We start from the raw sequence: 25,966 nt of genomic DNA on the forward strand, positions 1-25,966 counted from the left end.
TCGCCGCATGCTCAGGACGTCAGAGCTCGACGTCCTCGTAGCAGGGACCGGTGAACTCGTAGCCCTCGGCGGTCGACCCCTCGAGGTCGGCCTCGGTGACCGAGATGCCCGTGGAGGCCGTCGGGTCGGGGCTGGAGAGCTGGGTCACCCGGACAGCGGCCGAGTCGCCACCGTCGGCGTAGTCACCCGAACCGTCGGGCAGGATGCCCTCGTAGTCCACCGAGGACAGGCCCGAGGCCGCCTCGTACAGGCCCTCGCGGGTCAGGTCACCGTTCTCGGCCGCGGCCTCGAGCGCCGCCTTCAGCGGGTAGGACCAGGCCCACCCGGCGAGGAAGAACTCGTTCGGGGTCGCACCCGCGGCCTCGGCACCGGCACGCATGGCCTCGTGGCCGGGGCTGTCGGAGTCGAACGGCGCCCACGGGCCCAGCAGCTGGTAGGACGCCTGCAGCGCCGGCGCGGCCGGGCTCTGCAGCAGGGCGACGTTCCAGGTCGGCGAGGAGCCCAGGAACTTGCCGGTGAAGCCCGCGGCGACCGACTGGCCGACGATCGTGGCCATGTCGGCCGGGCCGGTCGAGACGACGACGACGTCGGGCTGCTGCTCGACGATCGCGGCGACCGCGGAAGCCTGGTTGTCGGTGCCGGCGGTGGTCTCGACGTTGGCGAAGTCGATGCCGTTGGCGTCGGCGGCCACCTTGGCGCCGGCCGCGGCGTCGCCGCCGTAGTCACCGGCGTAGTGCACGGCCATCACCGACTCGGCGTTGTTCGTCTCGACCGCGTAGTCGACGCCGTTCATGGCCTCGGCGCAGTAGGTCGGGCCGGACTCGAGGATGGCGTCCTGGAACAGGTAGAGCGAGGTCCACCCGGCCGGGGCGGCGACGATCTTCTCCGCCTCGAGGTCCTCGACGATGGCCGCGGTGGGGGGCGAGCCGAGGGTCTGGGCCAGGGCCAGGATGTCGGGCTTGATCTCCTGGTAGACCTGGTTGGCGACCTGCGGGTTGTACTGGTTGTCCCGCACGTACTCGGTGACGTTGATGTCGTAGCCGCCGATGCCGCCGTCCTCGTTCACCCGCTGCCAGAAGGCCTCCTGGCCGGCGACGATGACCGGTCCGGCCGGGGCGAAGGGGCCCACGGTGAGGTCGGAGAGGGTGCCCAGGTAGATGCACCCGTTGTCCGGGTTCACCGCCTCGGGGCACGCCTCGCTGGTCACGCCGACGTCGGTGGCGATGCCGCCCTCGCCGCCGCCACCGTCGCCGGGGTCCTCGCCGCCGCCGCGGCAGCCCGCGGCCAGGACCGCGAGACCGGCCAGGCCGGCCGCCGCGACGCGCCGTCGCGTCCGTGTGCTGCTCATCTGTCGTGCTCCCTTCGTGCCGGCGTCGGTGCCGGTCGGGCGATCCCGTTCGTGGTCGAACGGAAGTGGGTGGAACGGCCCCCTCGCAGGGTCCCGCGCCGCGCGGAGCGTGGCGTGGGGGGCGAGGGGGTCCTTCTAGTAGGAGAAGGGCCAGGCCTTCCAGTAGTTGCGGATGCGGACCCACAGGCCGAACAGGCCCCGTGGTTCCAGCAGCAGGAACGCGACGATCAGCAGCCCGTAGAGCAGCGTCTCCACCTGGAAGACGTTGGGCGTCTCGGTCGCCGACGAGGAGAGGAACGGCAGGTACTCGGGCAGCTCGCGGGTCAGCCGGGGCAGCAGCGCGATGAAGAAGGCGCCCATGATCGAGCCGGAGATCGTGGAGACCCCGCCGATGAGCACCATCGCGACGAACTGCACCGACAGCAGCAGGCCGAAGCTCGACGGGTCGAGGTAGCCGGTGATCGAGTACAGCAGCGCCCCGGCGCACCCGGCGTAGAACCCGCTGATGACGAACGCCCGCCGCTTCACCTTGCGGACGTCGACCCCGGTCACCTCGGCGGCGATGTCGCGGTCGCGGACGGCGGCGAAGCTGCGGCCCATGGCCGAGCGGGCGATGTTGCGGCCCAGCAGCGCGAAGACGCACAGCAGCACGAACATGAGCAGGTACAGCTGCTGGTCGGCGCTGAACAGCTCGGTGCGCCGGGAGAGGTCCACCCCGAACAGCACCGGGTCCGCGGCCGGGCGGCCGACCCCGATGCCGCCGGTGACGGCGTCCCACTCGTTCCAGACGTGGGTGCCCAGGAAGACCAGGCCCAGGGTCACGATCGCCAGGTAGAGGCCGCGCAGCCGGCTGGCCAGCGGCGCCACCAGCAGGCCGACCAGCGCGGCCACCAGGCCACCGGCCAGCAGCCACACCGGCAGGAAGGTGATGCCCAAGCCGTAGAGCCGGTCGTCCTCGGGGTCACCGGAGACCACCGCGGCGGTGTAGGCGCCGATGCCGATGAAGAACGCGTGCCCCAGGCTGACCTGCCCGGCGTACCCGGTCACGAGGTTCAGCCCGATGGCGCCGATGGCCAGCACGCAGCCGGTGGCCAGCAACCGCAGCAGGTCGTCCTCGAGCACGAACGGCAGCAGCAGGGCCACCGCGAGCAGCACCAGGATCGAGACCTTCTTGGCGCCGGTGTTGAGCAGCGCCATGTCCTGGCCGTACTGGGTGTAGAGCAGCGGCCGACCGAGGGGACGACGTCCCTTCGCGGGAGCCGGGGTGGCCGGGGTGCTGCTGGACGGTTCTCGGACGGCGGTCACACGCGTTCCACCTCTCGGGTGCCGAACAGCCCGTAGGGCCGCACGAGCAGGACGACGAGCAGCAGCACGTAGGGCGAGACCAGCGAGAAGTTCTGGCCCAGCCACGGCAGGTACTCGCCCTGGTAGGTGGCGAAGAAGCTCTCGACGAGGCCGACCAGCAGCCCGCCGACCACGGCGCCGCCGATGGAGTCCAGGCCGCCGATGATGATCGCCGGCAACGCCTTGAGGGCGATCACCCACGTCGACTGGTCGACGCCGCCGCCGGCGCCCACGAAGGCACCGGCCACCGCGGCGATGCCGGCGGCCATGGCCCAGGCGAGCGCGGTCATGTTGCCCACCGGCACGCCCTGCACCAGCGCGGTCTCCTGGTCCAGCGAGGAGGCCCGCATGGCCAGGCCGTAGCGGCTGTACCGGAAGAAGGCGAACAACCCGGCCCCGACGACCAGCAGGACGACGGCCATCGCGATGTAGCGCTCCTGCACCGGCAGGCCCAGCACGTCGACGGTGGACAACCCCCACGGGTCACCGACGTTGCGCACGTCGGGGCCGATGAAGACGTTGACCACCACCCGGATCGCGATGTCCAGGCCCAGGGTGATGATCGCGACGACGAACACCGGGCGGCCGATCATGGGCCGGATGGTGGTGCGCTCCAGGCCCCAGCCCAGCATCGCGATGGCGATGGCCGCCATCGGCACGGCGAGGTAGAAGCCCACCGGCCCGGCCAGGTAGCTGACCAGCACCGCGCCGGCCAGCATGAGCGCCGGCTGGGCGAAGCTCACCACCTTCGAGGACTTGTAGATGATCACGAAGCTGACGGCCAGCAGCGCGTAGACCGAGCCGAAGCCCAGCCCCCGCACCACGGTCAGCAGGACGTCCCTCACGAACGGGCCCCCTTGCCGGTGTACATGGATTCGACGAGGGACGAGTAGCGCTCGGCCAACGCGGAACGGCGGACCTTCTGGGTGGCGGTGAGCTCGCCGTCCTCGTGGTCGAGGAGCTTGGGCAGCAGGCGGAAGGTCTTGATCTGCTCGACCGGGTTCAACCCGGCGTTGACCTCGTCGACGATCCCCTGCACGACGGCCTTGACCTCGTCGCGCTCGGTGAGGTCGCGGTAGGTGGTGAAGGCGATGCGCTGCTTCTGCGCCCAGTCGCCGACGGTGTCGGGCTCGATGCCGATGAGCGCGGTCAGGTAGGGACGGCGGTCACCGATGACCACGCACTCCTTGATCAGGGGCGAGACCTTGACCGCGTTCTCGATCTCCGACGGGGCGACGTTCTTGCCGCCGGCGGTGATCATGATGTCCTTCATGCGGTCGGTGATCCGCAGCCGGCCGTCCTCGAGCACCCCGACGTCGCCGGTGTGCAGCCAGCCCTCGGCGTCGATGGTCTCGGCGGTGGCCTCGGGCCGGTTCCAGTACCCGGCGAAGGTCGCCGGGCCGCGGGTGAGCACCTCACCGGTGGCCTCGTCGATGCGCAGCTCGACCGAGTCGTGGGCCTCGCCGACGGTACCGAGGCGGATGCGGCCGGGGCGGTTGGCGGTGGCCGAGGCGGTGTTCTCGGTCATGCCGTAGACCTCGTGCACCGGCACGCCCAGGCCCATGAAGAACCGCAGGACGTCGACCGACACCGGCGCCGCGCCGCACCCGGCCCAGCGCACCCGGCGCAGGCCCAGCCGCTCGCGGAGCGCCCGCACCACGAGCACCCACGCGATGCCGTGCAGCACCCGGCTGCCCCCGGTGTGCGCGCCGCCGTTGGCCTCCAGGGCCCGGCCGACCTTCGCCGACAGCGCGAGGCCGAGGTTGCCGGCGTTGCGCTTGAGCGTGCTGGCCGCCGACTGCTTGATCTGGACGTTGGCCAGCAGCTTCTCCCAGATCCGCGGGACCGCGAAGAAGAAGGTCGGCTGGATCTCGCGCAGGTTCTCCGGCACCGTGTCGATCGACTCGGCGAAGTTCACCTGGATGCCGGTGGCGGCGTTGTTCCAGGTGGTGAAGATGCGCTCGGCCACGTGGCACAGCGGCAGGTAGGACAGCGACTGGTCCTTGGGCCCCGCGGGCGGGTCGAGCAGCCCGGCCGGCCCGGTGAGCGCGGCGATGGTGGCCTCGCAGTTGCCGACCGTGAGCATCGCGCCCTTCGGCGCCCCCGTCGTCCCCGAGGTGTAGATCAGGGTCATCAGGTCACCGGATGAGGTCCGGGCCATCTCCTGCTCGACGGCACCCGGGTGCGCGGCGCGGTGCGCGCGGCCGCGGCCGAGCAGGTCGCCCCAGAACAGGAGCCGGGGCTCGGTGTAGCGGCCGCGGACGCCGCGGGGCTCGACGTAGACCAGGTGCTCCAGCGCCGGCAGCTCGCCCGACACCTCGAGCGCCTTGTCCAGCTGCTCCTGGTCCTCGGCCACCAGGACCCGGGCACCGGAGTCGCGCAGCACGTGCACGACCTCGGCCGGCGGGTTGGTCGGGTAGAGCCCGACGGTCACCCCGCCGACCGCGACGGTGGCGAGGTCGGCCACCAGCCACTCGCGCCGGTTCTCCGACTGGATGGCGACCCGGTCGCCGCGCTGCACGCCCAGGTCGAGCAGCGCGTGCGCGACGTCGAGGACGTCGTCCCAGTACTCGGCCCAGCTGGTCTCGCGCCAGAGGCCCTTCTCCTTGGACCGCATGGCCACCCCGCTGGGGGTCTCGCGGGCGCGGTCGCGGATGCGGGTGACGATGGTCGTGGTGCCGGTGCCCTGCGTGCTGGGCTCGAGCGTGGTGGTCATGCCGGCGTCTCCTCGGTCCGCTTCTTGCGGCGTCCGCCGGTGTCGTGGTCCTCGCCCAGGTAAGCCTTGATCACGTTCGGGTCGCGCTGGACCTCGGCCGGGGTGCCGGTGGTGATCGGGACGCCGAAGTCGACGGCCATGATGCGGTCGGCGAGGTCCATGACCAGGCCCATGTCGTGCTCGACCATGAGGATCGAGACGCCCAGCTCGTCGCGGATGTCGATGATGAACCGGGCCATGTCCTCGGTCTCCTCGAGGTTCATGCCGGCCACCGGCTCGTCGAGCAGCAGCAGCTTGGGCTCCATCGCCAGCGCCCGGCCCAGCTCGACCCGCTTCTGCACGCCGTAGGGCAGCAGGCCCACCGGGAACCGGCGGTAGGACTCGAGCTCGAGGAAGTCGACGATCTCCTCCACGGCGGCGCGGTCGGCCAGCTCGCTCTTCTTGGCGCGACCCAGCCAGGCCATGGCGGCGAACATGCCGTAGCGGACCTGGTGGGCCCGGCCGAGCATGAGGTTGTCGACCACGGTGAGGTTCTCGAACAGCTCGATGTTCTGGAACGTGCGGGCCATGCCCTTGGCGGCGATCCGGTTGGGCCGCTGGCCCAGGACGTCCTCGCCGAGGAAGCGCACCGAGCCCTCCTGCGGCCGGTACACCCCCGACAGCACGTTGAACACCGAGGTCTTGCCCGCGCCGTTGGGGCCGATGATGGCGAACAGCTCGCGCTCGCCGACGGTGAAGGTCGCCCCGTTGATCGCGGTGACGCCCTTGAACCGCAGGGTCACGCCCTCGACCTCGAGCACCGGGGTGCTCGGCGCTGCGTGCTTGGACGCGGCGGTCACGACAGCCACCTCTTCCGGCGCTTGTAGTGCTTGACGTCGCGGAAGCTGCGCTCGCCCTCGGCGCCCAGGCCCAGGTAGAACTCCTGGATGTCGGAGTCGTCGAGCAGCTCCTGCGCGGGCTTGTCCATCACGACCCGGCCGGTCTCGAGCACGTAGCCGTGGTCGGAGATCGACAGCGCCATCGAGGCGTTCTGCTCGACCAGCAGCACCGTGGTGCCGCCCTCGTTGATCTGCACGATGAGGTCACGGATACTGCCGACCAGCTGCGGGGCCAGGCCCAGGCTGGGCTCGTCGAGCAGCAGGTAGCGCGGGGAGCTCATCATCGCCCGGCCCATGGCCAGCATCTGCTGCTCGCCGCCCGAGAGGTACCCCGCGGCCTGGGTGCGGCGCTCGAGCAGCCGGGGGAACAGGTCGTAGACCCGCTCGAGGTTGGCGGCGCGCTCCTTGGGCCGGGTGTGCGCGCCGACCCGGAGGTTCTCCTCGACGGAGAACTCGCCGAACACCCGCCGGCCCTCGAGCACCTGGCTGATGCCGCGGGCGACGACCTGCTGGGGGTCCAGGTGGTCGATCCGCTCGCCGTCGAGGGTGATCTGGCCGCGGGTCACGGCGCCGTGGTGGATGTCCAGCAAGCCGGACAGCGCTCGGAGCAGGGTCGTCTTGCCGGCGCCGTTGGCGCCCAGGAGGCCCACGATCTTCCCGTCGGGCACCTCGAGGCTCACCCCCCGGAGCACCAGCACGACGTCGTCGTAGACGACCTCGAGGTTGCTGACTGCGAGCACGTGCCGCCCTTCGTCGTCGGAGGTTGCGCACGCCAACGACGGTGAGGCAGCTCACAGCCTGGGCGTGACTGGGGACACTAAGTGCCACCTGTGGGCCACGGAAGGCCTGTGGTGCGTTTCGGCATCCGGTGCGGTGTTTCGTTATCCGCCCGTTACGCCCGAGGGTGACCCGTTCAGCTCACCCGAACACGGGCAGGCCCCGCGCGGCCGCGAGCACCTGCTCCAGGGCGTCCGCGCACGCCGCGTCGAGCGCGACGAGGTGGGCGAAGCCGTGCGGCACCCCCGCCAGGTCGACCGTGGTCACCGGCACCCCGGCACCGGTGAGCGCGGCTGCGTAGGCGCGACCCGAGTCGCGCAGCGCGTCCAGCTCCGCCGTGGCCACCAGCGCCGGCGGCAGGCCGGCGTGGTCGTCGTCCTCCAGCGGGCTGATCCGCGGGTCGGTCAGCGGGTGGCCGCGGGGCACGTAGTTGCGGCTGTACCAGCCCATGTCGGCCAGGGCGAGGAACGGCGAGCTGCCGTGCTCCTCGACCGAGGGCCAGTCCACCCCCGCCCCCACCGACGGGTAGAGCAGCAGCTGGGCGGCCGGCTGCGCTCCCCCGGCCGCGCGCAGCGCCCGGCACGCGACCGCGGCGAGGTTGCCGCCGCCGCTGTCGCCGGCGACGACCACCCGCGCCGGGTCCGGGGCGTGCGCCAGGGCCCACCGCACCGCGGCGACGGCGTCCTCGACGGCCGCCGGGAACGGGTGCTCGGGTGCCCGGCGGAACTCCACCGCCAGGACGACGGCCGAGAGCCCCGCGGCGAGCCGGGCGGCCAGGCCGGCGTACTCGCGCGCCGTCCCCACGGTCCACCCGCCGCCGTGCAGGAACACCACCGTGGCCCCGCCCGGCGCCGGCGGGGTGTGCCGCTCGGCCGTCAGCCCCTCCCCCAGCTCGACGGTGTCGACGGCGACCGGCGGCGCGCCGGCCAACCCCTGGGCGAGCACCTCGGCGAAGCGGGCCCGCGCGGCGTCCAGCCCGACCTCGCGCGCCGACGGGGTCAGCAACGGACCGAGCCGGTCGGCTAGAGCAGCGAGGCGCGGGGGCAGCGAGGCGGTCATGCGGGCATCCTGCCCGGGCCCGATGTCGGGGACATCGGGGTCCGACCGGCGCTGCCGGGCCCGATGTCCCCGACACCGGGCCCGTCAGCAGACCCCGGTCACCCCCAGACCTCGGCGGCGGTCTCCACCACCAGCTCCAGCTTGCGCACCTGCTCGTCGCGGGTGAGGGCGTTGCCCTCGACGGTCGAGGAGAACCCGCACTGCGGCGAGAGCGCCAGCTGGTCCAGCGGCACGTGCTGCGCGGCCTCGTCGATGCGGCGCTTCAGGTCGTCCTTGCTCTCCAGCTCGGGCCGCTTGGTGGTGACCAGCCCGAGGACGACGCGCTTGCCCGGCGGCACGAACCGCAGCGGCTCGAACCCCCCTGAACGGGCGTCGTCGAACTCCAGGAAGAACCCGTCGACCTCCAGCGACCCGAACAGCGCCTCGGCCACGAAGTCGTAGCCGCCCTCGGCCACCCACGACGAGCGGAAGTTGCCCCGGCACATGTGGGTGGTGACGGTCAGGTCGGCCGGCCGGCCGGCCAGCGCGGCGTTGATCTGGCGGATGTAGCGCTCGTGCTGGTGGTCGGCGTCGCGCCCCTGGGCGGCGAGCTGGGCGCGCTGCTCGGGGTCGTTGAGGTAGGCCAGCGAGGTGTCGTCGAGCTGCAGGTACCGGCAGCCCTGCGCGGCGATGCCCTGCACCTGCTGGCGGTAGGCCGCGCTGAGGGCGTCCCAGAACGCGTCCTCGTCGGGGTACACGGCGGGATCGATGGCCGCCGCGCCGCCGCGGTAGTGGACCATCGACGGCGACGGGATGGTCAGCTTCGCGGTCTGGTGCGGCTGCACCGCGCCCTGCAGGTGCGCGAAGTCGTCGGCGAACACCGGCTCCTCGATCGACAGCGGCCCGGTGACCCGCAGCCCGGCGGGCGTGTAGTCCAGCGTGCCGTCGGCGTTGCGGAAGTGGACGGTGATGTTCTCGTCGACCTTCTCGACCCCGTCGATCGCGTAGATGAAGTCCATGTGCCACGAGGCGCGCCGGAACTCGCCGTCGGTGGCGGTGGACAACCCGACGTCGGACTGCATGCGCACCACCTCGTCGACGGCCTCGTCCTCAACCGCGCGCAGGCCGTCGGCGTCGAGCTCGCCGGAGGTGAACCGGGCCCGCGCCTCGAGCAGGTACTCCGGGCGCAGCAGGCTGCCGACGTGGTCGGCGCGGAAGGGCGGGCCGACCGGGGTGGGGGTGCTCATGGTCCGATCGTGGCCCACCGCCCGCACCGGCGCACAGGCAGCACGCGGATACTCGACGACGTGGACAAGCGGGTGCTCATCGGGGCCGTGGCGTGGGTCGCCCTCACGGTCGCGGCCTTCTCCGCCGACCCCATCCTCGGGTCGGCGGTGCTGCTGTTCGGCGGCGTGCTCGTGGTCGTCGGCCACCTGGCCAGCACCTGGGGCGCGGGCACGACGTTCGAGGAGCGCGAGATGGCCCGCGCCCGACGCCGCAAGCAGAAGTACGAGGCCAACGCCGGCAACCGCGCGAAGGACCGCGAGCGCTGGGAGGCCTCGAAGGCCCGCAAGGCCGCCCGGGAGGCCCGGAAAAGCGGGTGACAGCCCGCCGCGGCGTCCTTAGCGTCGCGGCCATGGGTTCCCTGCTGCTGTTCGGCTGACGCGCACCGCGCTCGACGCCGTCCCCCCGCCCGACCGACCGGGCAGCAGCTGACGCCTGCCCGGACCACCCCTGTCCGGAGGTCCCCATGACCCATCCCCCCGCTTCCGACTCCCCCGCCGGCACCGCCCGAGCGACGCTCCCCGACGAGCAGCGCGCGGGCTTCGACCGCCTCGTGCACGCCGTGACCGCCGCCCGCGGCAAGGCCCTCGGCGCGGTGCTCCGCGGCCAGCTCCCCGGGGTCGAGGGCGTGCGCTGGCTGCGCTCGGAGGGCCTGCCGCCCACTGTGCGGGCCGCCGCGCTCACGCCGGGCCAGTGGCTGTCGCTGCACGCCACCTGGCTGCGCCTGGAGGGGACCCCGCACGCCGGTGTGCCCCAGCGCGGCGGCGGCAAGGCCTCGACCACGCACGGCCACGCCCCCGGCGCCCAGGCCGCCCCCCGCTGGTTCTAGGCCCGCCCCCCGGTTCCGCCGTCCCTGTCCGGGACGGCGGAACCGGCCCGGGCCCTATCCTCTGCCGGTGATCGTCGACCGCGCCCTGACCGCGCTCCTGGCCGCGGCGGCGGTCACCGCGGTGGCCCTCACCGGGTGCTCCTCGGGCTCCTCGACCTCGCCCGAGGCCGACGTGCCCCAGCTCGAGGCCGGCCTGGTGACCCAGCAGTCCTACGTGTACGGCCTCGGTGAGACGCCGTCCGGCGAGGCCCCGAACGGCGCCCACCTGATCACCCCGCACACCCACCAGCAACTGCTCGACGTCCAGGTGACCGACGTCCTGGACCAGAGCACCGCGTCGTTGCTCGGGCTGGGCTCGGGCTCCGACACGCCGCGGGCCGCACCCGAGGGCGCCGACGTGGTCGTGGCCTCGCTCTCCGTCCGCGACCTCTCCTCGCCGTTCGAGACGGGGGAGACGCCCCTGGTGTTCGAGCTGGTCGTGGGCGAGCAACGCACCCCGGTGCCGGGGGCGTTCGGCGAATACTCCTACGCCGGGGCGCCCTCCCCCGGCTTCTGGCTCTCCCCCGACATGACGCTGGTCGTCGTCGCACCCGAGGACCAGCCCGTGTGGTTCGCGGTGACCGACGAGGGCCGCACGGCCCGCATGGACCTGCGCACCGGGACCCTGTCCGATGACGCCGACACGGCGGCCGGCCTGGCCTACTACAGCGGCCGGTTCGGTGACCTGGGCGGGGCCTCCGGCTCGGCCGCCGGGACCGCGACCGACCTGCTGGGCCAGTACGCGCCCGTCGACGTGACCGTCGGGTTGTCCTACGCCGAGCGGGGCTTCACCCTGTCGCCCTGGTTGCCGGGCCAGGGGTGGGTGGCGGCGGGGCGGCTGTGGGGCTCGGTGTTCGCCGACCTCGAGCTGACCGGCCAGTACGCCCCGGCGATCGGGGTGACCACCAGTTCGGACCAGGTCTTCGGGCTGGCCGGGGCCGACGGGGCCGTCATGGCACCCCTGCCCGAGTCCGTGGAGGTCTCGGGCACCGACACCTTCGGGTCGCTCTCCGGCACGATCGGGGTCGGTGCGGTGTGGGACCTGCCCGCAGACTTCGCGGGCGGCACCCTGACCACGTCCCTCGACGGGGCCTGGACGGTGCTCGGCAACCCGGCGACCTTCACCGGCGCCCCGGTCACCGTCGCGCCCGTCGCCTTCACCGTGCCCCGCTAGTACCTGCTACCTCGGTTCACACCAAAGGGCTACCGAGCAGTAGGATCCCGGGCATGTCTCTCGTCGAGGACCGGGGCACCGCCGCCCCCGCCGACACCTTCCGCTCCACCGACCCGGCCAACGGTGCGCTCGTCGCCGAGCTGCCGGTGCACACCGCCGCCGACGTCGCCGCCGCGGTCGCCCGGGCCCGCACGGCCGCCGAGGCGTGGGGCGCGCTCGGGTTCGCCGAGCGCCGCACCCGGCTGGCCGCCTTCCGCGGCTACCTGGCCCGGCGCATGCACGAACTGGCCGACCTGGTGCACCGCGAGAACGGCAAACCGCACGCCGACGCGCTGCTGGAGATCACCCTCGCCGTCGACCACCTGGCCTGGGCCGGCGCGCACGCCAGGAAGACCCTCGGCCCGCGCAGCGTGAACCCGGGGCTGCTCGCCGCCAACCACCAGGCGGTGCTGGAGTACCAGCCTCTCGGCGTGGTCGGGGTCATCGGCCCGTGGAACTACCCGGTGTTCACCCCCATGGGCTCGATCGCCTACGCGCTGGCCGCGGGCAACGCCGTCGTGTTCAAGCCCAGCGAGTTCACCCCGGCGATCGGCGTCTGGCTGGGGCAGGCGTGGGCGGCCGCCGTCCCCGACGTCCCCGACGCCCTGCAGGTCGTGACCGGCCTCGGCGAGACCGGGGCGGCCCTGTGCCGCGCCGGTGTCGGCAAGATCGCGTTCACCGGCTCGGCCGCGACCGGCCGCAAGGTCATGGCCACCTGCGCAGAGACCCTCACCCCGGTGCTCATGGAGTGCGGCGGCAAGGACGCGATGATCGTCGACGACGACGCCGACGTGGCCGCCGCCGCCGACGCCGCCGTCTGGGGCGCGATGAGCAACGGCGGGCAGACCTGCATCGGCATCGAGCGGGTCTACGCCACCGCCGCCGTGCACGACGCGTTCGTCGCCGCCGTCACCGAGAAGGTCGAGGGCCTGCGCCCCGGCGCCGACGAGCAGGCCGCCTACGGGCCGATGACGATGCCCTCCCAGGCCGACGTCGTCCGCCGGCACCTCGACGACGCCGCGGCCGCCGGCGGGCGCACCGCCACCGGGGGCACCATCACCGACGGCTTCGTCGCCCCCACCGTGCTGCTCGACGTCCCCGAGACCTCGGCGGCGGTGCAGGAGGAGACCTTCGGGCCGACCATCACCATCACGAAGGTCGACGACGCCGAGCAGGCGCTCACCCTCGCCAACGGGACGGCGCTGGGCCTGGGCGGGTCGGTGTTCACCGGTTCGGCCGAGCGCGGCATGGACCTCGCCCGCCGCATGCGCAGCGGCATGACCAGCATCAACTCGGTGATCACCTTCGCCAGCGTGCCGTCGTTGCCGTTCGGCGGGGTCGGCGAGAGCGGGTTCGGCCGGATCCACGGCGAGGACGGCCTGCGCGAGTTCACCCGGGCCAAGGCGATCACCCGGCAGCGGTTCGCCCTGCCGGTGCCGCTCATGAGCTTCGCCCGCCCCGAGAAGGCCGCCGACGCCCTCGCCCGCGTGATGGGCCTGCTGCACGGGCGCCACCGGTGAGCGGGTTCGACGTCGTCGTCGTCGGCGCGGGCAGCGCCGGGTGCGCCCTGGCCGGGCGGCTCACCGAGGACCCGTCGCTGCGGGTGCTGCTGCTGGAGGCCGGCGGTTCGGACAAGGTGCTCGAGGTGCAGATCCCGGCTGCGCTCTACAAGACCTTCCGCACCCGCCGCGACTGGAACTACGCCACCGAGCCGCAGCCGGCCGCCGCCGACCGCCGGGTCTTCTGGCCGCGCGGCAAGATGCTCGGCGGGTGCAGCTCGAACAACGCGATGATCTACATCCGCGGTGCCCGCGCCGACTACGACGAGTGGGCGCAGCTCACCGGCGACCCGGGGTGGTCCTACGACTCGGTGCTGCCGCTGTTCCGCCGGATGGAGGACAACGGCCGCGGTGGGTCGGAGTTCCACGGCGCCGGTGGTCCGCTGCGCGTGGAGGACCCCCGCTCGCCGCACCCGTGGAGCCGGGCCGTCGTCGAGTCCGCGGTGGCTGCCGGCTACCCGCGCAACCCCGACTTCAACGGTGCGCGCCAGGAGGGCGCCGGGCTCTACCAGCTGACCCAGAAGCGCGGCCGGCGCTGGTCGGCGGCCGACGCCTACCTGCACCCGGCCACGAGCCGCCCCAACCTGACCGTGCGCACCGGGGCCCGCACCACCCGCGTGCTGCTCGAGGGCGACCGGGCGATTGGCGTCGAGTACGTCTCCGACGGCGCGGTGCACCAGGTGTTCGCCGACCAGGTGATCCTCTCGGGCGGGGCAATCGGCACCCCGCAGCTGCTCATGCTCTCGGGCATCGGCCCGGCCGAGCACCTGCGCGAGGTCGGTGTGGACGTGCGGCACGACCTGCCCGGCGTGGGCGGCGGCCTCCAGGACCACCCGCTCGTGCCCACGATCTGGAACGTCCGCAGCGGCGAGTCGCTGTTCCGCGGCGAGTCCCCGAAGGGCTACGCCCAGTGGTTCGCGGCCCGACGCGGCCCGCTGACCTCCAACCTGGCCGAGGCCGGCCTGTTCACCCGCTCCGACGACGCCCTGGCCGAGCCCGACCTCCAGTTCCACTTCCTGCCGGTGAAGTACTGGCAGCAGGCCCGGGTCGACCCCGACGTCGACGCCTTCACCGCCTGCGCCGTCCTCGTGCGGGTGGAGTCGCGCGGCTCGGTGCGGCTGCGCTCGGCCGACCCCACCTGGGCGCCGGCCATCGACGCCGGCTACCTGACCGACGACCGCGACCTCGAGGCCCTCGTGACCGGCGTCGAGAAGGCCCGCGAGATCGCCGCGGTCGGTCCGCTGGCCGGCGTGCTGGCCGAGGAGTGGTCCCCCGGCGGCACCCGCGCGACCCGCGCCGAGCTGCGGAGGTCGGTGCGCGAGACCCTCGAGTCGCTGTACCACCCGGTGTCCTCCTGCCGCATGGGCACCGACGACCAGGCCGTCGTGGACCCCCAGCTGCGGGTGCGCGGCATCGAGGGCCTGCGGGTGGTCGACGCCTCGGTGATGCCGACGCTGGTGCGCGGCAACACCAACGCGCCCACGATGATGATCGCCGAGCGCGCCTCCGACCTGGTCAAGGCCGAGCTCGGCGCACGAGCCGCCGTCCCGGCCTGACCGGGGCTACAGCCGGAGGGCGGTGCGCACCAGGCCGGCGACGGCGAGCGAGCGGCTGTGCGGCGGCCAGGCGATCACCGTCGTCACGGCGGGTGCGTCGGCCACCGGCACGGCGCGCAGGCCCTCCGGCAGCTGCCCGCGCACCGAGTCCGGCAGCACGGCGAAGGTGCGGCCCAGGCCGATGAGCTGCAGCAGCTGGGCGTGGTCGCGCACCTGGGGGCCGGGCCCCGAGGTCACCCCGCTGGGCCCGGGCCAGCGGGGCGCGGGCAGCCCCGGCACGCCGTCGAGGTCGGCGAGCACCAGCTCGGGACGGGTGCCGAGCTCGTGCCCGGCCGGCAGGACGGCGATCTGCCCCTCGGTGCCCAGCTCCTCGACGTCGAGGCCGGCCAGGTCGTCGAAGGGGCGGTGCAGCAGGGCGACGTCGGCCCGGCCGTCGCGCAGCACCTGGCCCTGCTCGCCGATGCCGACCAGCAGCACGTCGACCGGGACCGCGTCGGGCTCGGCGGCGTGCGCGTCCAGCAGCTTGGCCAGCAGCTCGGCCGAGGCGCCGGCCTTCACCGCGAGCACCAGGCCCGGCCGGTCGGTGGACCCGGCACGGCGGGTGCGCCGCTCCGCGGCCTCGACGGCGGCCAGCGCGGCACGGGCCTCGGCCAGCAGCACCTCCCCGGCGGGGGTCAGCGCGACCGACCGGCTCGAGCGGGTGAGCAGCGCGGTGCCCAGCCGGCGCTCGAGCTGGGCCACGGCCCGCGACAGCGGCGGCTGCGCGATGCCCAGCCGCTGCGCCGCCCGGCCGAAGTGCAGCTCCTGGGCGACGGCCACGAAGTAGCGCAGCTCGCGGGTCTCCACCGCGACGACGGTACGCCGGGCCGATACCTCTCGGGTATCGATCGGCACCCGATCGGTGTTGGCGCCCGACCGCGACCCGGGTCGACGCTGGGGCCATGACGACGACACCGACGACCACACGGACGACGACAGCGCTGGTGACCGGCGCGAACAAGGGCATCGGGTACGAGATCGCCGCCGGGCTGGGCCGCCTGGGCTGGGCGGTCGGCGTCGGCGCCCGGGACGACGCCCGCCGGGAGGACGCGGTCGCTCGACTGCGCGACGCCGGGGTGGACGCCTTCGGGGTGCCGCTGGACGTGACCGACGACGCCAGCGTGGCCACGGCCGCTGCGCTGCTGGCCGACCGCGGCGGGTTGGACGTGCTGGTGAACAACGCCGGGGTGACCGGGGGCGGCGAGCAGCTGCCGAGCGCGGTCGACCTGGCCGCGGTCCGCGCGGCCGTGGAGGTCAACGTCTGGGGCGTGATCCGGCTGACCAACGCCGTGCTGCCGATGCTGCGCCGCTCGCCGTCCCCGCGGATCGTGGTCGTCTCCAGCGGGGTGGGGTCGCTGACCCGGCAGGCCGCCGACGACGGCAGCACCGGGCCGCTGTCGGCGGCGTACTCGCCGTCCAAGACCTACCTCAACGCCGTGACGCTGCAGTACGCCAAGGAGCTGAAGGACACCGGAATCCTCGTCAACCTGATGTGCCCGGGGTTCGTGGCCACCGACCTCAACGGCCACCGCGGCACCCGCACCCCGGCGCAGGGCGCGCAGAGCGCGATCCGGCTCGCCACGCTGCCCGACGGCGGGCCGACCGGCACCTACTCCGACGACGACGGCCCCGTGCCCTGGTGAGCGCGACCGGCCGCCGACCGGCAGCATGGTCACTCCCCTACCCCTGGAGTCCTCCCCATGTGGCTGTTCCTCACCCGTCGCCTGCGCATGTGGCTGCTGCTGTCGGTCGGCGCGCCGTTGGCGGCCAAGCTGCTGCAGCGGCTCGGCACCGCGCTGGAGACCAAGAACGGCCCCACCTCGCTCTCGCGGGCGTTGTGCAAGGGCGGCGAGTTCCTGGACTCCCGGCGCCGGCGAGCCGCGCGCGAGGCGCGCCGGCGCCGCTGACCTACCCCCGCACCACGGCGTCCTCGGCGGCGGCCTCCCGCTCCGGCGGGACCGCCGCCGAGCTGCGCCCGCGGCGGATCGCGATCGACAGCCCGGCCGCGACCAGGCACAGCAGCGCGGCGCCGTACCAGGCACCGTCGTAGCTGCCGGTCACGTCGCGCACCACTCCGGCGGAGTACGCGGCGGCCGCCGAGCCCAGCTGGTGGCTGGCGAACACCCAGCCGAACACCACCGGCGCGCGGGGGCCGAAGTGCTGACGGCACAGCGCCAGGGTGGGCGGCACGGTGGCCACCCAGTCCAGGCCGTAGAAGACGATGAAGGCGATCATCGAGGCCTGCAGGTCCGACCCGAACAGCGGCGGCAGCAGGAACAGCGAGAGCCCGCGCAGCGAGTAGTAGGCCAGCAGCAGCAGGCGGGGGTCGACGCGGTCGGTCAGCCACCCCGAGGCGATCGTGCCGGCGATGTCGAACAGCCCCACGAGGGCCAGCAGGGACGCGGCGGTGGTCACCGGCATGCCGTGGTCGTGCGCGGCCGGGATGAAGTGCGGCTGCACCAGGCCGTTCGTGGTCGCCCCGCAGATCGCGAACCCGGCGGCCAGCAGCCAGAACACCCGGGTGCGGGCGGCCAGCGCCAGCCCGGCCAGCGCGGTGCGGGCGGCGTTGCCGGTGCTGCGCGGTGGCTCGTCGGCGGCCGTGCCGCCCAGCGGCACCGCCCCGACGTCGCTGGGCCGGTCGCGCAGGAAGAACGCCACCAGCGGGACGACGGCGAGCGCGGCGACCGTGGTGCCCAACGCCGCCGGGCGCCACCCGTGGGCGGCCGAGATGCTCGCCACGACCGGCAGGAACACCAGTTGGCCGGCCGCGCCGCCGGCGGTCAGCACGCCGGAGACCAACCCGCGCCGGGCCACGAACCACCGCCCGGTGACCGTGGCCACCAGCGACATCGCCATCGACCCGGTGCCGAGCCCGACCAGCAGACCCCAGCACAGCACCAGCTGCCAGGGCGCGGTCATGAACACCGTGAGCCCCGACCCGACCGCCACCACCAGCAGGGCGCCCACCACCACGCGGCGGATCCCGAAGCGCTCCATGAGCGCCGCGGCGAACGGCGCGGTGAGGCCGTACAGCGCCATGTTCAGCCCGACGGCGGCGGAGATGGTGGACGTCGACCAGCCGAACTCCGCCTGCAGCGGCTCGATCAGCACCCCGGGCACGGCGCGGAACGCCGCCGCGCCCACGAGGGCCAGGAAGGTGACGACGGCGACCCACCAGGCGGGGTGCACACGACGGGAGGGTGCAGTCACGGCGCAGAGCATGACCCGCACCGACCGCCGCCCACCAGGGGTGCGACGGCCACGCGGCGCAAGGATCCCGCCGCGCTCGATCAGTGGTGCGCGGCGTGCCCGTGGTGGTCGGCGTGGTGCCGGTCGGTCGGCTGCCCCGGGTCGGCACCGCTGCCGGAACCGCTGTCGGCCCCGCTCCCGGCCCCGCCGTCGGCACCGCGGTCGGCCCTCCGGTCGCGCAGCCAGTCGGGCACGGCGATCGCCAGGGCCCCCAGCGCGCCGAGCACCGCGACGCCGAGGGCGATGCCGGCCGCCGTCGAGTAGTCCCCCGTCGAGCCCAGCACGACGTAGAACAGACCCGGCAGGACGGCGGAGCCCAGTGCGGCGCCGAAGCGCTGGGTCGTCTGCAGGCCGCCGCCGGCCGCCCCGGCCATGCGCACCGGCACGTCGCGGAGGGTCAGGGTGATGTTCGGGCTGATCACGAAGCCGCCGCCGAGCCCGGCGACGAACAGCGCCGGGACCACGGCCCACGTGAGCACGTCGGGCGGCACGGTGGCCACCAGCACCGCGGTGGTGATGAGCCCGGTGGACACCACCGTGAGACCGATGACGGTCAGCAGCCTCCCGTAGGTGCTGACCAGTCGACCGGCCAGCGCCGCCGACCCCGCGGCGCCGATGGCGAAGGGCATGACCGACAGCCCCGAGTGCAGCGCCGTCCACCCCAGCCCCGTCTGGAAGTAGAGCGCGAACACCAGCCAGATGCCGCTGAACCCGATGAAGTAGACGGTGCCGACGGCCACGCCCGCGGCGTAGCCCCGGGTCTGCGTGAGCAGCCGGACGTCGAACACCGGCTCCCGGCCGCGGGCCACCACCCGCCGCTCCCACCGCACGAAGGCCACCAGGGCCGCCGCACCCAGCAGGAAGAGGAACCACAACCGGCTCAACCCGCCGGCCTCGGCCTGCACCAGCGGGAGCAGCACCAGCACCGCGCCCAGCCCCAGCAGCAGCGTGCCGACCACGTCGATGTCCGTGCTGGTGCCCGACGGTCGCCCCTTCGGCAGCAGCCGGGCGGCGAGCAGCAGGGCCACGACGCCGATCGGCACGTTCACGAAGAAGATGGCCCGCCAGCCGAGGTCCTCGCCGAACAACCCGATGAGCAGCCCGCCGACCACCGGCCCGGTGGCGGTCGAGAGCCCCACGGTGGCGCCGAAGAGGCCGAACGCCTTGCCGCGCTCGGCGCCGCGGAACAGCTGCTGGATCAGCGCCGAGTTCTGCGGGGCCAGGAAACCGGCGGCCACACCCTGCACCAGCCGGGCCGCCACCAGCGTCTCGACGTTCGGCGCCGCGCCGGCCGCGGCGCTGGCCAGCACGAACCCGGCGAGCGCGACCAGGAAGATGCGCCGCCGTCCGAAGGCGTCACCCAACCGCCCGGCCGGCACGAGCACCAGCCCGAAGGTGAGCGCGTAGCCCGACACCACCCACTGGACGCCGGCGGCGTCGGTGCCCAGCGCCTCGCGCATGGAGGGCAGCGCGACCGACACGATGCTGACGTCGAGCAGGGTCATGAAGCCGGCCACGAGGGTCAACGACAGCGCCCGCCAGCGGCGGGGGTCGGGCTCGTAGGTCTCCTCGGCGGGGCCGGGACGGCGGTCGGTGGAGGTCACGCTGCAGTCACGACGGACGGACCTACCCCACCGTCGGTCCCGGGAACATGCCGACGCGGTGTGACCACCGACTCCCCGGCCGCGGGCCACCGGCCGGGGTCGACGTGGCACAGTGGTGATCACCGGCGCCGCCCCCTGCTCCTCCTGAGCGGGTGGACCCGACGTCGGCGCAGAGGCAGCGCCACCGAGGCGCGCCGGCGACCCGACGTCCGACCGGACGGTGCGGCCCCCACCCGGGCCCCGCCCTGGCGATGAACGGTGGCCACCGACCTGGTGAGGACACCCCCGTGAGCACCGAGCAGAACCCCGCCGCCCGCCCCCGCCGCCGGGCGACCAGCCCGGCCGGCCCCGGCGGCGCCCGGCAGGCCCCCGCCTTCCGCGCCCCCGGCGCGGGCTCCCCGGCCCAGCCGCTGGTCACCCGGCACGAGCCCCCGCGGCCCGAGACCCCGGGCGAGCCCGGCACCGGACGGCGCCGCCGCCGCGGTGGCCGAGGTCGCGGCAACGGCCCGCGCCCCGAGCAGGCCACGGGGCAGGCCACGGGGCAGCAGACCGCCGAGCAGCCGTCCGCGGAGCAGCAGACCGCCGTGCGGACCCCCGCCACCCCGGCGCCCGCCCGTCCCGCGGCCCCGGCCGTCGTCCCCGCCCAGGCCCCGGCCACCGTGCTGGCGACCGACACGACCTTCGCCGCGCTCGGCGTCCCCGCGCCCCTGGTCGAGACGCTGACCGCCAGCGGCATCACCGCGCCGTTCCCCATCCAGGTCGCGACGCTGCCCGACACCCTGGCCGGCAAGGACGTGCTGGGCCGGGGCCGCACCGGCTCGGGCAAGACGCTGGCCTTCTCGCTGCCGCTGGTCGCCCGGCTCGCCGCCTCCACCACCAAGCGGCAGCCCCGCAAGCCGCGGTCGCTGATCCTCGTGCCGACCCGCGAGCTGGCCAACCAGGTCGCCGCCGTCGTCACCCCGCTGGCCACCGCCGTCGGCATGAAGACCGCCGTGGTGTTCGGCGGGGTCGGGCAGAACCCCCAGGTGCAGGCGCTGGCCGGTGGCCTCGACGTGCTCATCGCCTGCCCCGGCCGGCTCGAGGACCTCATCGGGCAGGGCCACTGCGACCTCTCCGCCGTCGAGATCACGATCCTCGACGAGGCCGACCACATGGCCGACCTCGGCTTCCTGCCCGGGGTCAAGCGGCTCATGGACCGCACGCCGAAGGTCGGCCAGCGGCTGCTGTTCTCGGCCACCCTGGACAACGGCGTCGACGTCCTCGTGCAGCGCTACCTCGACCGGCCGACCACGCACTCGGTCGACCCGGCCGTCGCCCCGGTGTCGACCATGACCCACCACGTCTTCCGGGTCGACGCCGCCGACAAGGCGCAGGTGGTCAAGGAGCTCGCCTCCGGGCTGGACCGGGCCGTGCTGTTCACCCGCACCAAGCACCAGGCCAAGAAGCTGGCCAAGCAGCTCACCGCCGCCGGCGTGCCGGCCGTCGACCTGCACGGCAACCTGAGCCAGAACGCCCGCGAGCGCAACCTCGAGGCCTTCACCACCGGCTCGACGCGCGTGCTGTGCGCGACCGACATCGCCGCCCGCGGCATCCACGTCGACGACGTCGCGATCGTCGTCCACGTCGACCCGCCGGCCGAGCACAAGGCGTACCTGCACCGGTCGGGCCGCACCGCCCGCGCCGGGGCCGGGGGCACCGTGGTCACCATCGCCACGCCCGACCAGGCCGGCGAGGTGCGCCTGCTGGCCCGCCAGGCCGGCATCACCCCCGAGGTGTCGGCGATCAAGCCCGGCGCCCGGGAGATCAGCGCGCTGACCGGCCCGGCCGCGCCCTACGTGGAGCCCGCGCCGGTCGTCGAGCAGCCCCAGGGCACCGGCGGCGGACGTCGCCGCGGCGCCGGTGGTGGCGGTGGCGGCGGTCGGGCCTCCGGCGGCGCCTCGGGTGCCGCCGGCCGGTCGTCCTCCGGCGGCGGTCGCTCGTCGGGTCCGGCGCGCACCCGGGCCGAGCTGGCCGCCCGGGCAGGGCAGCAGCCCACCCGGCCGCGCCGCGCGGGCCGCTGACGCCTCGCTGACCGGACCGCCCGGGGGCCGACCGGCCCCCGGGCGGGTGTCGGCGGGGTGAGGGAGGATCGGGGCCTCCCCACCCGCGCCGACGAACGAGGTCCCATGCGCCTGCCCATCACCCCCGCCGAGATCGCCCCCCGCCTGGCCACCGGGGCGTTCATCCTCAACTCGGGCCTGGGCAAGCGGCACGCCGACGAGGGCACCGCGGCCGGCCTGCACGGGTTCGCCGCCGGCGCCTACCCGTTCCTGTCGAAGGTCTCCCCGCGCACCTTCGCGAAGGCCCTGTCCACCGGCGAGATCGCCATCGGCGCCGCGTTGCTGACGCCGTTCGTGCCCACCGCCGTCGCCGGCGCCGCGCTCACCGCCTTCTCGGGCGGGCTGCTCGGGCTCTACCTGCGCACCCCCGGCATGACCAAGCCGGGCAAGTCGGTGGCCCCCACCCAGGACGGTCTGCCGGTGTCCAAGGACGTCTGGATGCTGGGCATCGGGCTGGGGCTGCTCACCCAGGCCGTGCGCGACCGCCGGCGCTGACCGACCCGTCGCGGTCTGGCGGCGTCCGCGCCGCCGGTGGACGCTGTGGGCGACGTCGCACCGCAGGTCGGCTCGCCCGGACGGGTACGGCCGACTGGAGATCGTGCCGCGTGGGACGATGAAGACATCATGACGACATCCGGAGCCGCTGCTGTGACCACCACCCCGACCGCCCCCCGCCGTCCCCGCGTGGTCATCATCGGCTCCGGCTTCGGCGGGCTGTTCGCCGCGCAGCGGCTGCGCAAGGCCGACGTCGACATCACCCTCATCGCCAAGACCGGGCAGCACCTGTTCCAGCCGCTGCTCTACCAGGTGGCCACCGGGATCATCAGCGAGGGCGAGATCGCCCCGCCGACCCGCGACATCCTCAAGAAGCAGAAGAACGTCACGGTGATCCTGGGCGAGGTCGTCGACATCGACCTGGCCGACCGCACCGTCACGTCCTGGTTGCTGGGCCGCGAGAGCACGTTCGGCTACGACCACCTGATCGTCGCCGCCGGTGCCGGGCAGTCGTACTTCGGCAACAGCCAGTTCTCCCAGTTCGCCCCGGGGATGAAGAGCGTCGACGACGCCCTCGAGCTGCGCGGGCGCATCCTGGGCGCGTTCGAGATGGCCGAGGCGGCCACCGACCCGGCCGAGATCGACCGCCTGCTCACCTTCGTCGTCGTCGGCGCCGGCCCGACCGGGGTGGAGATGGCCGGCCAGATCGCCGAGCTGGCCCGCCGCACCCTGAAGAACAACTTCCGCAACATCGACCCGAGGTCCGCGCGGGTCATCCTGCTCGACGCCGCCCCCGTGGTCCTCCCGCCGTTCGCGCCCAAGCTGCAGCAGAACGCCGCCAAGCAGCTGCGCGACATCGGCGTGGAGATCCAGCTCGGCGCCATGGTCACCGGTCTGGACGCCAACGGCCTCGACGTCAAGGAGGGTGACACCACCCGTCGCATCACCGCCGCGACCAAGATCTGGGCCGCGGGCGTGCAGGCCAGCCCGCTGGGTGCGCTGCTGGCCCAGCAGTGCGACGTCAGCATCGACCGCGCCGGCCGGGTCGAGGTGCAGCCCGACCTCACGCTGCCCGGTCACCCCGAGGTGTTCGTCGTCGGCGACATGATGAGCCTGGACAAGCTGCCCGGCGTCGCCCAGGTCGCCATCCAGGGCGGGCGCTTCGCCGCCGACCGCATCAAGGCCACGGTCTCCGGCGGCAAGCACAAGGAGAAGTTCGAGTACTTCGACAAGGGCTCGATGGCCACCATCAGCCGGTACAAGGCCGTCGCCGACCTGGGCAAGATCAAGGTCACCGGCTTCCTGGCCTGGGCGATGTGGCTGCTGGTCCACCTGGTCTACATCGTCGGGTTCAAGAGCCGGCTGACCACCACGTTCAGCTGGATCGTGTCCTTCCTCGGCAAGGGCCGGGCCCAGCGCGTGGCCACCCAGCAGCAGGTCTACGGACGCCTGGCGCTGGAGAAGCTCGGGCCCGACTTCGAGGTCGCCCAGTCCGGCGGGCTGCACGGGTCGGCCGCCGACCCGACCCCGATCGACTCCCCCGCCGACCGCACCGTCGCCTGACCTGACGCAGCGGGCCCCGGGCGGCAGACTCGGGGCATGAGCAGCCTGCGCCTGTCGGACTCGGTCGTCGTCGCCGCCTCCCCCGAGGCGGTGTACGACGTCGTCTCCGACGTCACCCGCACCGGCGAGTGGAGCCCGCAGTGCCGGGAGTGCTGGTGGCTCGACGGCGGCACCGGCGCGGTCGGCGACGAGTTCGGCGGCCGCCAGGAGACGCCCGAGCGCACCTGGGAGACCCGATCGCGGGTCGAGCAGGCCGATCGCGGCCGGGCCTTCGCCTGGAGCGTCAACGACCGCAAGGTGCTGTGGCGCTACGACCTCGAGCCGGTCGACGGCGGCACCCGGCTCACCGAGTCCTGGGAGTTCACCGACGCCGGCCTGCAGTTCATGGCCGACAAGTACGGCCCGGACGCCGAGCACGAGATCGCCACCCGGCAGGCCGCGGCACGCGAGGGCGTCCCCGCCACCCTCGCCGCCATCCGGCGGATCGTCGAGGGCGGGGGTCGCTGACGTGGGCGACACCCGCGTCGCCCTGGTCGGGGCCGGTCACCACGCGCAGGTCAACCTGGTCCCGGCCCTGCGGGCCGCCGGGGTGGAGATCGGCGCCCTGGCCACCCGCGACGTCGACCGGTCCCGCGCCGGCCTGACCCGGGCCGGGGCGGCCGGGACCCCGTACGGCTCGGTCGAGGCCCTGCTGGTCGGCGAGCCCGACCTGACCCACGTGGTGGTGTGCGCGCAACCGGCCGACCAGCCCGGCATCGTCGAGACGGTGCTGCGAGCCGGGCGCAACGTGCTGTGCGAGAAGCCCGTCGGAGCCGATGCCGGCCAGGCGCGCCGGCTGGCCGACCTGGCCGCCGACGCCGGGGTCGTGCTGCGGGCGGCGTTCATGAAGCGGCACGCACCAGCCCTCGTCGAGCTGCGGTCGATCATCGCGTCGGGCCGGTACGGCGCACCGGTGGGCTTCGACGTGCGGTTCGCCGCCGACGCCCGGGCCTTCGCCCCCGACGTCCGGTCGTTCCTCACCCTCGCAGCCGTCCACCACGTCGACCTGGTGCCGTTCCTCCTCGGGGCGCCCCTCGACGTCGTCGCGAGCGCCACCCAGCACGGCGTGGGAGAGACGCTCCGGGCGCTGCTCACCACGGCTCCCGGGGTGCACGGCACCCTGCGGCTGTCCTCGCTCCCGGCGTACTCGTCGGAGGTGGACGTGGTCGAGGTCGAGTTCGAGCGGGCCGTCGTGCGGGTGACGGACACGCGCACCACCGAGACCCGCCTGCCCGGGAGCGGCGACTGGCGAGCCGGCCACGAGCGGGTCGAGGTGCGGCACGCGGCGAGCAGCACGATGTCCGGCGGCGAGCAGGACCTGCACCTGCGCGGCTTCGTCGGCGAACTCGCCGCCTTCGCCGCGACCCTCGTGGCCCCCGACGGCAGCGCCGAGGAGAACGTCGTGACGATGCAGCTCGTCGACCGCCTGCTGGCCGCGGCCGGGGTGCCGCCGGGCTGACGGCTCGGGGCGCCAGCCCGGCGACCTGTTCTCCGTCCGGCCCGGCTGAGCAGGTGGCTACCGTGCGGGGGTGACGTCCCGCACCCGTTCCCTGGTCACCGGCTCCTCGCGCGGCATCGGCGCCGCGATCGCGCACACCTTGGCCGCCCGGGGCGACGCCGTCGCCGTGCACGCGGGGCGCAACGTCGATGCCGCCCGCGCCGTGCTGGACGGACTGCCCGGCGCAGGGCACGTGCTGGTCACCGGCGACCTGGCCGACCCGGCCGCCGTGGCCGCGCTCGTGGCCGACGCCGTCGCCGGGCTGGGCGGGGTCGACGTCCTGGTCAACAACGCGGCCGCGCACGACCCGTTGGTCATCGAGGACTCCGACTACGAGCAGTGGCAGGCCTCCTGGCACAAGGTGCTGTCGGTCAACGTCGTCGGCACGGCGAACGTCAGCTGGCAGGTCGTGCGGCACCTGCTGGACCGTCCGGAGGGCCCGGTCGGGGGCCGGATCGTCACCGTGGGGTCACGCGGCGCCTACCGAGGCGAGCCGCAGGCGATGGCCTACGGGGCGTCGAAGGCCGCGGTGCACTCCCTCACCCAGTCCCTCGCCCTGGCGCTGGGTGGGCACGGCATCGGGGTCAGCGCGGTTGCGCCGGGGTTCGTGGCCACCGACATGGCGACCTCCCTGCTGGCCGGTCCGGCCGGTGACGGCATCCGGGCCCAGAGCCCCTTCGGCCGGGTGGGCGAGCCGCCGGAGGTCGCGGCCGCCGTCGCCTTCCTCACCGGTCCGGATGCCCTCTGGTGCAGCGGCGCCGTCCTCGACGTGAACGGGGCCTCCTACCTGCGCTGAGCC

At 74.1% G+C, this 25,966-nt stretch carries 24 protein-coding genes; 13 read left to right on the forward strand and 11 right to left on the reverse strand.

Annotated elements, in window-relative coordinates:
* Positions 1-19: 19 nt before the first annotated feature.
* The 8 genes from BLP29_RS19180 to BLP29_RS19215 all read right to left on the reverse strand — a co-directional run bounded on the left by BLP29_RS19180 (position 20) and on the right by BLP29_RS19215 (position 9,348).
* Entirely contained in the window at positions 20-1,348 is a 1,329-nt protein-coding gene (locus tag BLP29_RS19180; RefSeq protein ID WP_092807592.1) for an ABC transporter substrate-binding protein, read from the reverse strand.
* Positions 1,349-1,483: 135 nt separating this feature from the next.
* Positions 1,484-2,653, reverse strand: a complete 1,170-nt coding sequence (locus BLP29_RS19185) for a branched-chain amino acid ABC transporter permease (protein ID WP_207798607.1) — start codon at positions 2,651-2,653, stop codon at positions 1,484-1,486.
* Entirely contained in the window at positions 2,650-3,537 is an 888-nt protein-coding gene (locus tag BLP29_RS19190) for a branched-chain amino acid ABC transporter permease (protein WP_092807594.1), read from the reverse strand. Before BLP29_RS19190 ends, BLP29_RS19185 begins: the two co-directional genes overlap by 4 nt.
* Positions 3,534-5,408 (reverse strand): AMP-dependent synthetase/ligase, encoded by a 1,875-nt coding sequence (locus tag BLP29_RS19195; RefSeq protein ID WP_092807596.1) that lies wholly within the window; start codon positions 5,406-5,408, stop codon positions 3,534-3,536. The genes BLP29_RS19190 and BLP29_RS19195 overlap by 4 nt, the downstream gene beginning before the upstream one ends.
* The gene (locus tag BLP29_RS19200; RefSeq protein ID WP_092807598.1) at positions 5,405-6,247 is read right to left on the reverse strand and encodes an ABC transporter ATP-binding protein; all 843 of its coding nucleotides are present in this window, start codon (positions 6,245-6,247) and stop codon (positions 5,405-5,407) included. The genes BLP29_RS19195 and BLP29_RS19200 overlap by 4 nt, the downstream gene beginning before the upstream one ends.
* A complete protein-coding gene (locus BLP29_RS19205; protein WP_092807600.1) occupies positions 6,244-7,026 on the reverse strand; it encodes an ABC transporter ATP-binding protein in 783 nt (260 codons plus the stop codon). The genes BLP29_RS19200 and BLP29_RS19205 overlap by 4 nt, the downstream gene beginning before the upstream one ends.
* A 178-nt stretch (positions 7,027-7,204) precedes the next feature.
* Positions 7,205-8,122, reverse strand: coding sequence for an alpha/beta hydrolase (locus BLP29_RS19210; protein WP_092807601.1), 918 nt, complete (start codon positions 8,120-8,122; stop codon positions 7,205-7,207).
* Positions 8,123-8,220: 98 nt separating this feature from the next.
* Positions 8,221-9,348 carry a 5-methyltetrahydropteroyltriglutamate--homocysteine S-methyltransferase gene (locus BLP29_RS19215; protein ID WP_092807603.1) on the reverse strand — a complete coding sequence of 376 codons (1,128 nt, stop codon included), beginning with the start codon at positions 9,346-9,348 and terminating at the stop codon, positions 8,221-8,223.
* A gap of 9 nt (positions 9,349-9,357) precedes the next feature.
* Here BLP29_RS19215 and BLP29_RS19220 point away from each other — a divergent pair, with 9 nt between their 5' ends.
* From BLP29_RS19220 to BLP29_RS19240, 5 genes are all read left to right on the forward strand, one after another.
* On the forward strand, positions 9,358-9,705 hold the full coding sequence (locus BLP29_RS19220; protein WP_133379304.1) for a hypothetical protein: 348 nt from the start codon (positions 9,358-9,360) through the stop codon (positions 9,703-9,705).
* 146 nt (positions 9,706-9,851) lie between these two features.
* The gene (locus tag BLP29_RS19225) at positions 9,852-10,214 is read left to right on the forward strand and encodes a hypothetical protein (RefSeq protein ID WP_092807607.1); all 363 of its coding nucleotides are present in this window, start codon (positions 9,852-9,854) and stop codon (positions 10,212-10,214) included.
* 67 nt (positions 10,215-10,281) lie between these two features.
* Positions 10,282-11,427, forward strand: coding sequence for a hypothetical protein (locus BLP29_RS19230; protein WP_092807609.1), 1,146 nt, complete (start codon positions 10,282-10,284; stop codon positions 11,425-11,427).
* Positions 11,428-11,480: 53 nt separating this feature from the next.
* Positions 11,481-12,986, forward strand: coding sequence for an aldehyde dehydrogenase family protein (locus BLP29_RS19235; RefSeq protein WP_092807611.1), 1,506 nt, complete (start codon positions 11,481-11,483; stop codon positions 12,984-12,986).
* Positions 12,983-14,581 carry a GMC family oxidoreductase gene (locus tag BLP29_RS19240; RefSeq protein WP_092807613.1) on the forward strand — a complete coding sequence of 533 codons (1,599 nt, stop codon included), beginning with the start codon at positions 12,983-12,985 and terminating at the stop codon, positions 14,579-14,581. Before BLP29_RS19235 ends, BLP29_RS19240 begins: the two co-directional genes overlap by 4 nt.
* A gap of 6 nt (positions 14,582-14,587) precedes the next feature.
* Here the strand turns inward: BLP29_RS19240 and BLP29_RS19245 are convergent, their stop codons facing one another.
* A complete protein-coding gene (locus BLP29_RS19245) occupies positions 14,588-15,427 on the reverse strand; it encodes a LysR family transcriptional regulator (protein ID WP_092807615.1) in 840 nt (279 codons plus the stop codon).
* A gap of 95 nt (positions 15,428-15,522) precedes the next feature.
* On the opposite strand from BLP29_RS19245, the gene BLP29_RS19250 reads away from it, so the two are divergent.
* Both BLP29_RS19250 and BLP29_RS19255 read left to right on the forward strand, forming a co-directional pair.
* The gene (locus BLP29_RS19250) at positions 15,523-16,263 is read left to right on the forward strand and encodes an SDR family oxidoreductase (RefSeq protein WP_092807617.1); all 741 of its coding nucleotides are present in this window, start codon (positions 15,523-15,525) and stop codon (positions 16,261-16,263) included.
* 57 nt (positions 16,264-16,320) lie between these two features.
* Entirely contained in the window at positions 16,321-16,527 is a 207-nt protein-coding gene (locus BLP29_RS19255) for a hypothetical protein (protein WP_092807619.1), read from the forward strand.
* 1 nt (position 16,528) lies between these two features.
* Here the strand turns inward: BLP29_RS19255 and BLP29_RS19260 are convergent, their stop codons facing one another.
* A complete protein-coding gene (locus tag BLP29_RS19260; RefSeq protein ID WP_243470111.1) occupies positions 16,529-17,830 on the reverse strand; it encodes an MFS transporter in 1,302 nt (433 codons plus the stop codon).
* Between the two features lie 80 nt (positions 17,831-17,910).
* Positions 17,911-19,473, reverse strand: a complete 1,563-nt coding sequence (locus BLP29_RS19265) for an MFS transporter (protein ID WP_092807620.1) — start codon at positions 19,471-19,473, stop codon at positions 17,911-17,913.
* A 287-nt stretch (positions 19,474-19,760) separates the two neighbouring features.
* Between BLP29_RS19265 and BLP29_RS19270 the strand changes: the two genes are divergently transcribed.
* From BLP29_RS19270 to BLP29_RS19295, 6 genes are all read left to right on the forward strand, one after another.
* Positions 19,761-21,533, forward strand: coding sequence for a DEAD/DEAH box helicase (locus BLP29_RS19270; RefSeq protein WP_243470112.1), 1,773 nt, complete (start codon positions 19,761-19,763; stop codon positions 21,531-21,533).
* Positions 21,534-21,638: 105 nt separating this feature from the next.
* Positions 21,639-22,067, forward strand: a complete 429-nt coding sequence (locus BLP29_RS19275; protein ID WP_092807624.1) for a hypothetical protein — start codon at positions 21,639-21,641, stop codon at positions 22,065-22,067.
* 129 nt (positions 22,068-22,196) lie between these two features.
* Positions 22,197-23,630, forward strand: coding sequence for an NAD(P)/FAD-dependent oxidoreductase (locus BLP29_RS19280; protein WP_092807626.1), 1,434 nt, complete (start codon positions 22,197-22,199; stop codon positions 23,628-23,630).
* 36 nt (positions 23,631-23,666) lie between these two features.
* Positions 23,667-24,137 (forward strand): SRPBCC family protein, encoded by a 471-nt coding sequence (locus tag BLP29_RS19285; RefSeq protein ID WP_092807628.1) that lies wholly within the window; start codon positions 23,667-23,669, stop codon positions 24,135-24,137.
* 1 nt (position 24,138) lies between these two features.
* Complete coding sequence (locus BLP29_RS19290) at positions 24,139-25,128, forward strand: Gfo/Idh/MocA family protein (protein ID WP_092807630.1); 990 nt, start codon at positions 24,139-24,141, stop codon at positions 25,126-25,128.
* Between the two features lie 70 nt (positions 25,129-25,198).
* Positions 25,199-25,963, forward strand: a complete 765-nt coding sequence (locus BLP29_RS19295; RefSeq protein ID WP_092807632.1) for an SDR family NAD(P)-dependent oxidoreductase — start codon at positions 25,199-25,201, stop codon at positions 25,961-25,963.
* Positions 25,964-25,966: the final 3 nt, after the last annotated feature.

The sequence above is a fragment of the Klenkia marina genome (genome assembly GCF_900101025.1).
GTDB lineage: Bacteria > Actinomycetota > Actinomycetes > Mycobacteriales > Geodermatophilaceae > Klenkia > Klenkia marina.

Coding starts and splice junctions, on each gene's coding strand:
- BLP29_RS19275 (WP_092807624.1), top strand. CDS start 21,639: ATGCGCCTGCCCATCACCCCCGCCGAGATCGCCCCCCGCCTGGCCACC.
- BLP29_RS19255 (WP_092807619.1), top strand. CDS start 16,321: ATGTGGCTGTTCCTCACCCGTCGCCTGCGCATGTGGCTGCTGCTGTCG.
- BLP29_RS19250 (WP_092807617.1), top strand. CDS start 15,523: ATGACGACGACACCGACGACCACACGGACGACGACAGCGCTGGTGACC.
- BLP29_RS19285 (WP_092807628.1), top strand. CDS start 23,667: ATGAGCAGCCTGCGCCTGTCGGACTCGGTCGTCGTCGCCGCCTCCCCC.
- BLP29_RS19225 (WP_092807607.1), top strand. CDS start 9,852: ATGACCCATCCCCCCGCTTCCGACTCCCCCGCCGGCACCGCCCGAGCG.
- BLP29_RS19195 (WP_092807596.1), bottom strand. CDS start 5,408: ATGACCACCACGCTCGAGCCCAGCACGCAGGGCACCGGCACCACGACC.
- BLP29_RS19235 (WP_092807611.1), top strand. CDS start 11,481: ATGTCTCTCGTCGAGGACCGGGGCACCGCCGCCCCCGCCGACACCTTC.
- BLP29_RS19210 (WP_092807601.1), bottom strand. CDS start 8,122: ATGACCGCCTCGCTGCCCCCGCGCCTCGCTGCTCTAGCCGACCGGCTC.
- BLP29_RS19180 (WP_092807592.1), bottom strand. CDS start 1,348: ATGAGCAGCACACGGACGCGACGGCGCGTCGCGGCGGCCGGCCTGGCC.
- BLP29_RS19215 (WP_092807603.1), bottom strand. CDS start 9,348: ATGAGCACCCCCACCCCGGTCGGCCCGCCCTTCCGCGCCGACCACGTC.
- BLP29_RS19280 (WP_092807626.1), top strand. CDS start 22,197: ATGACGACATCCGGAGCCGCTGCTGTGACCACCACCCCGACCGCCCCC.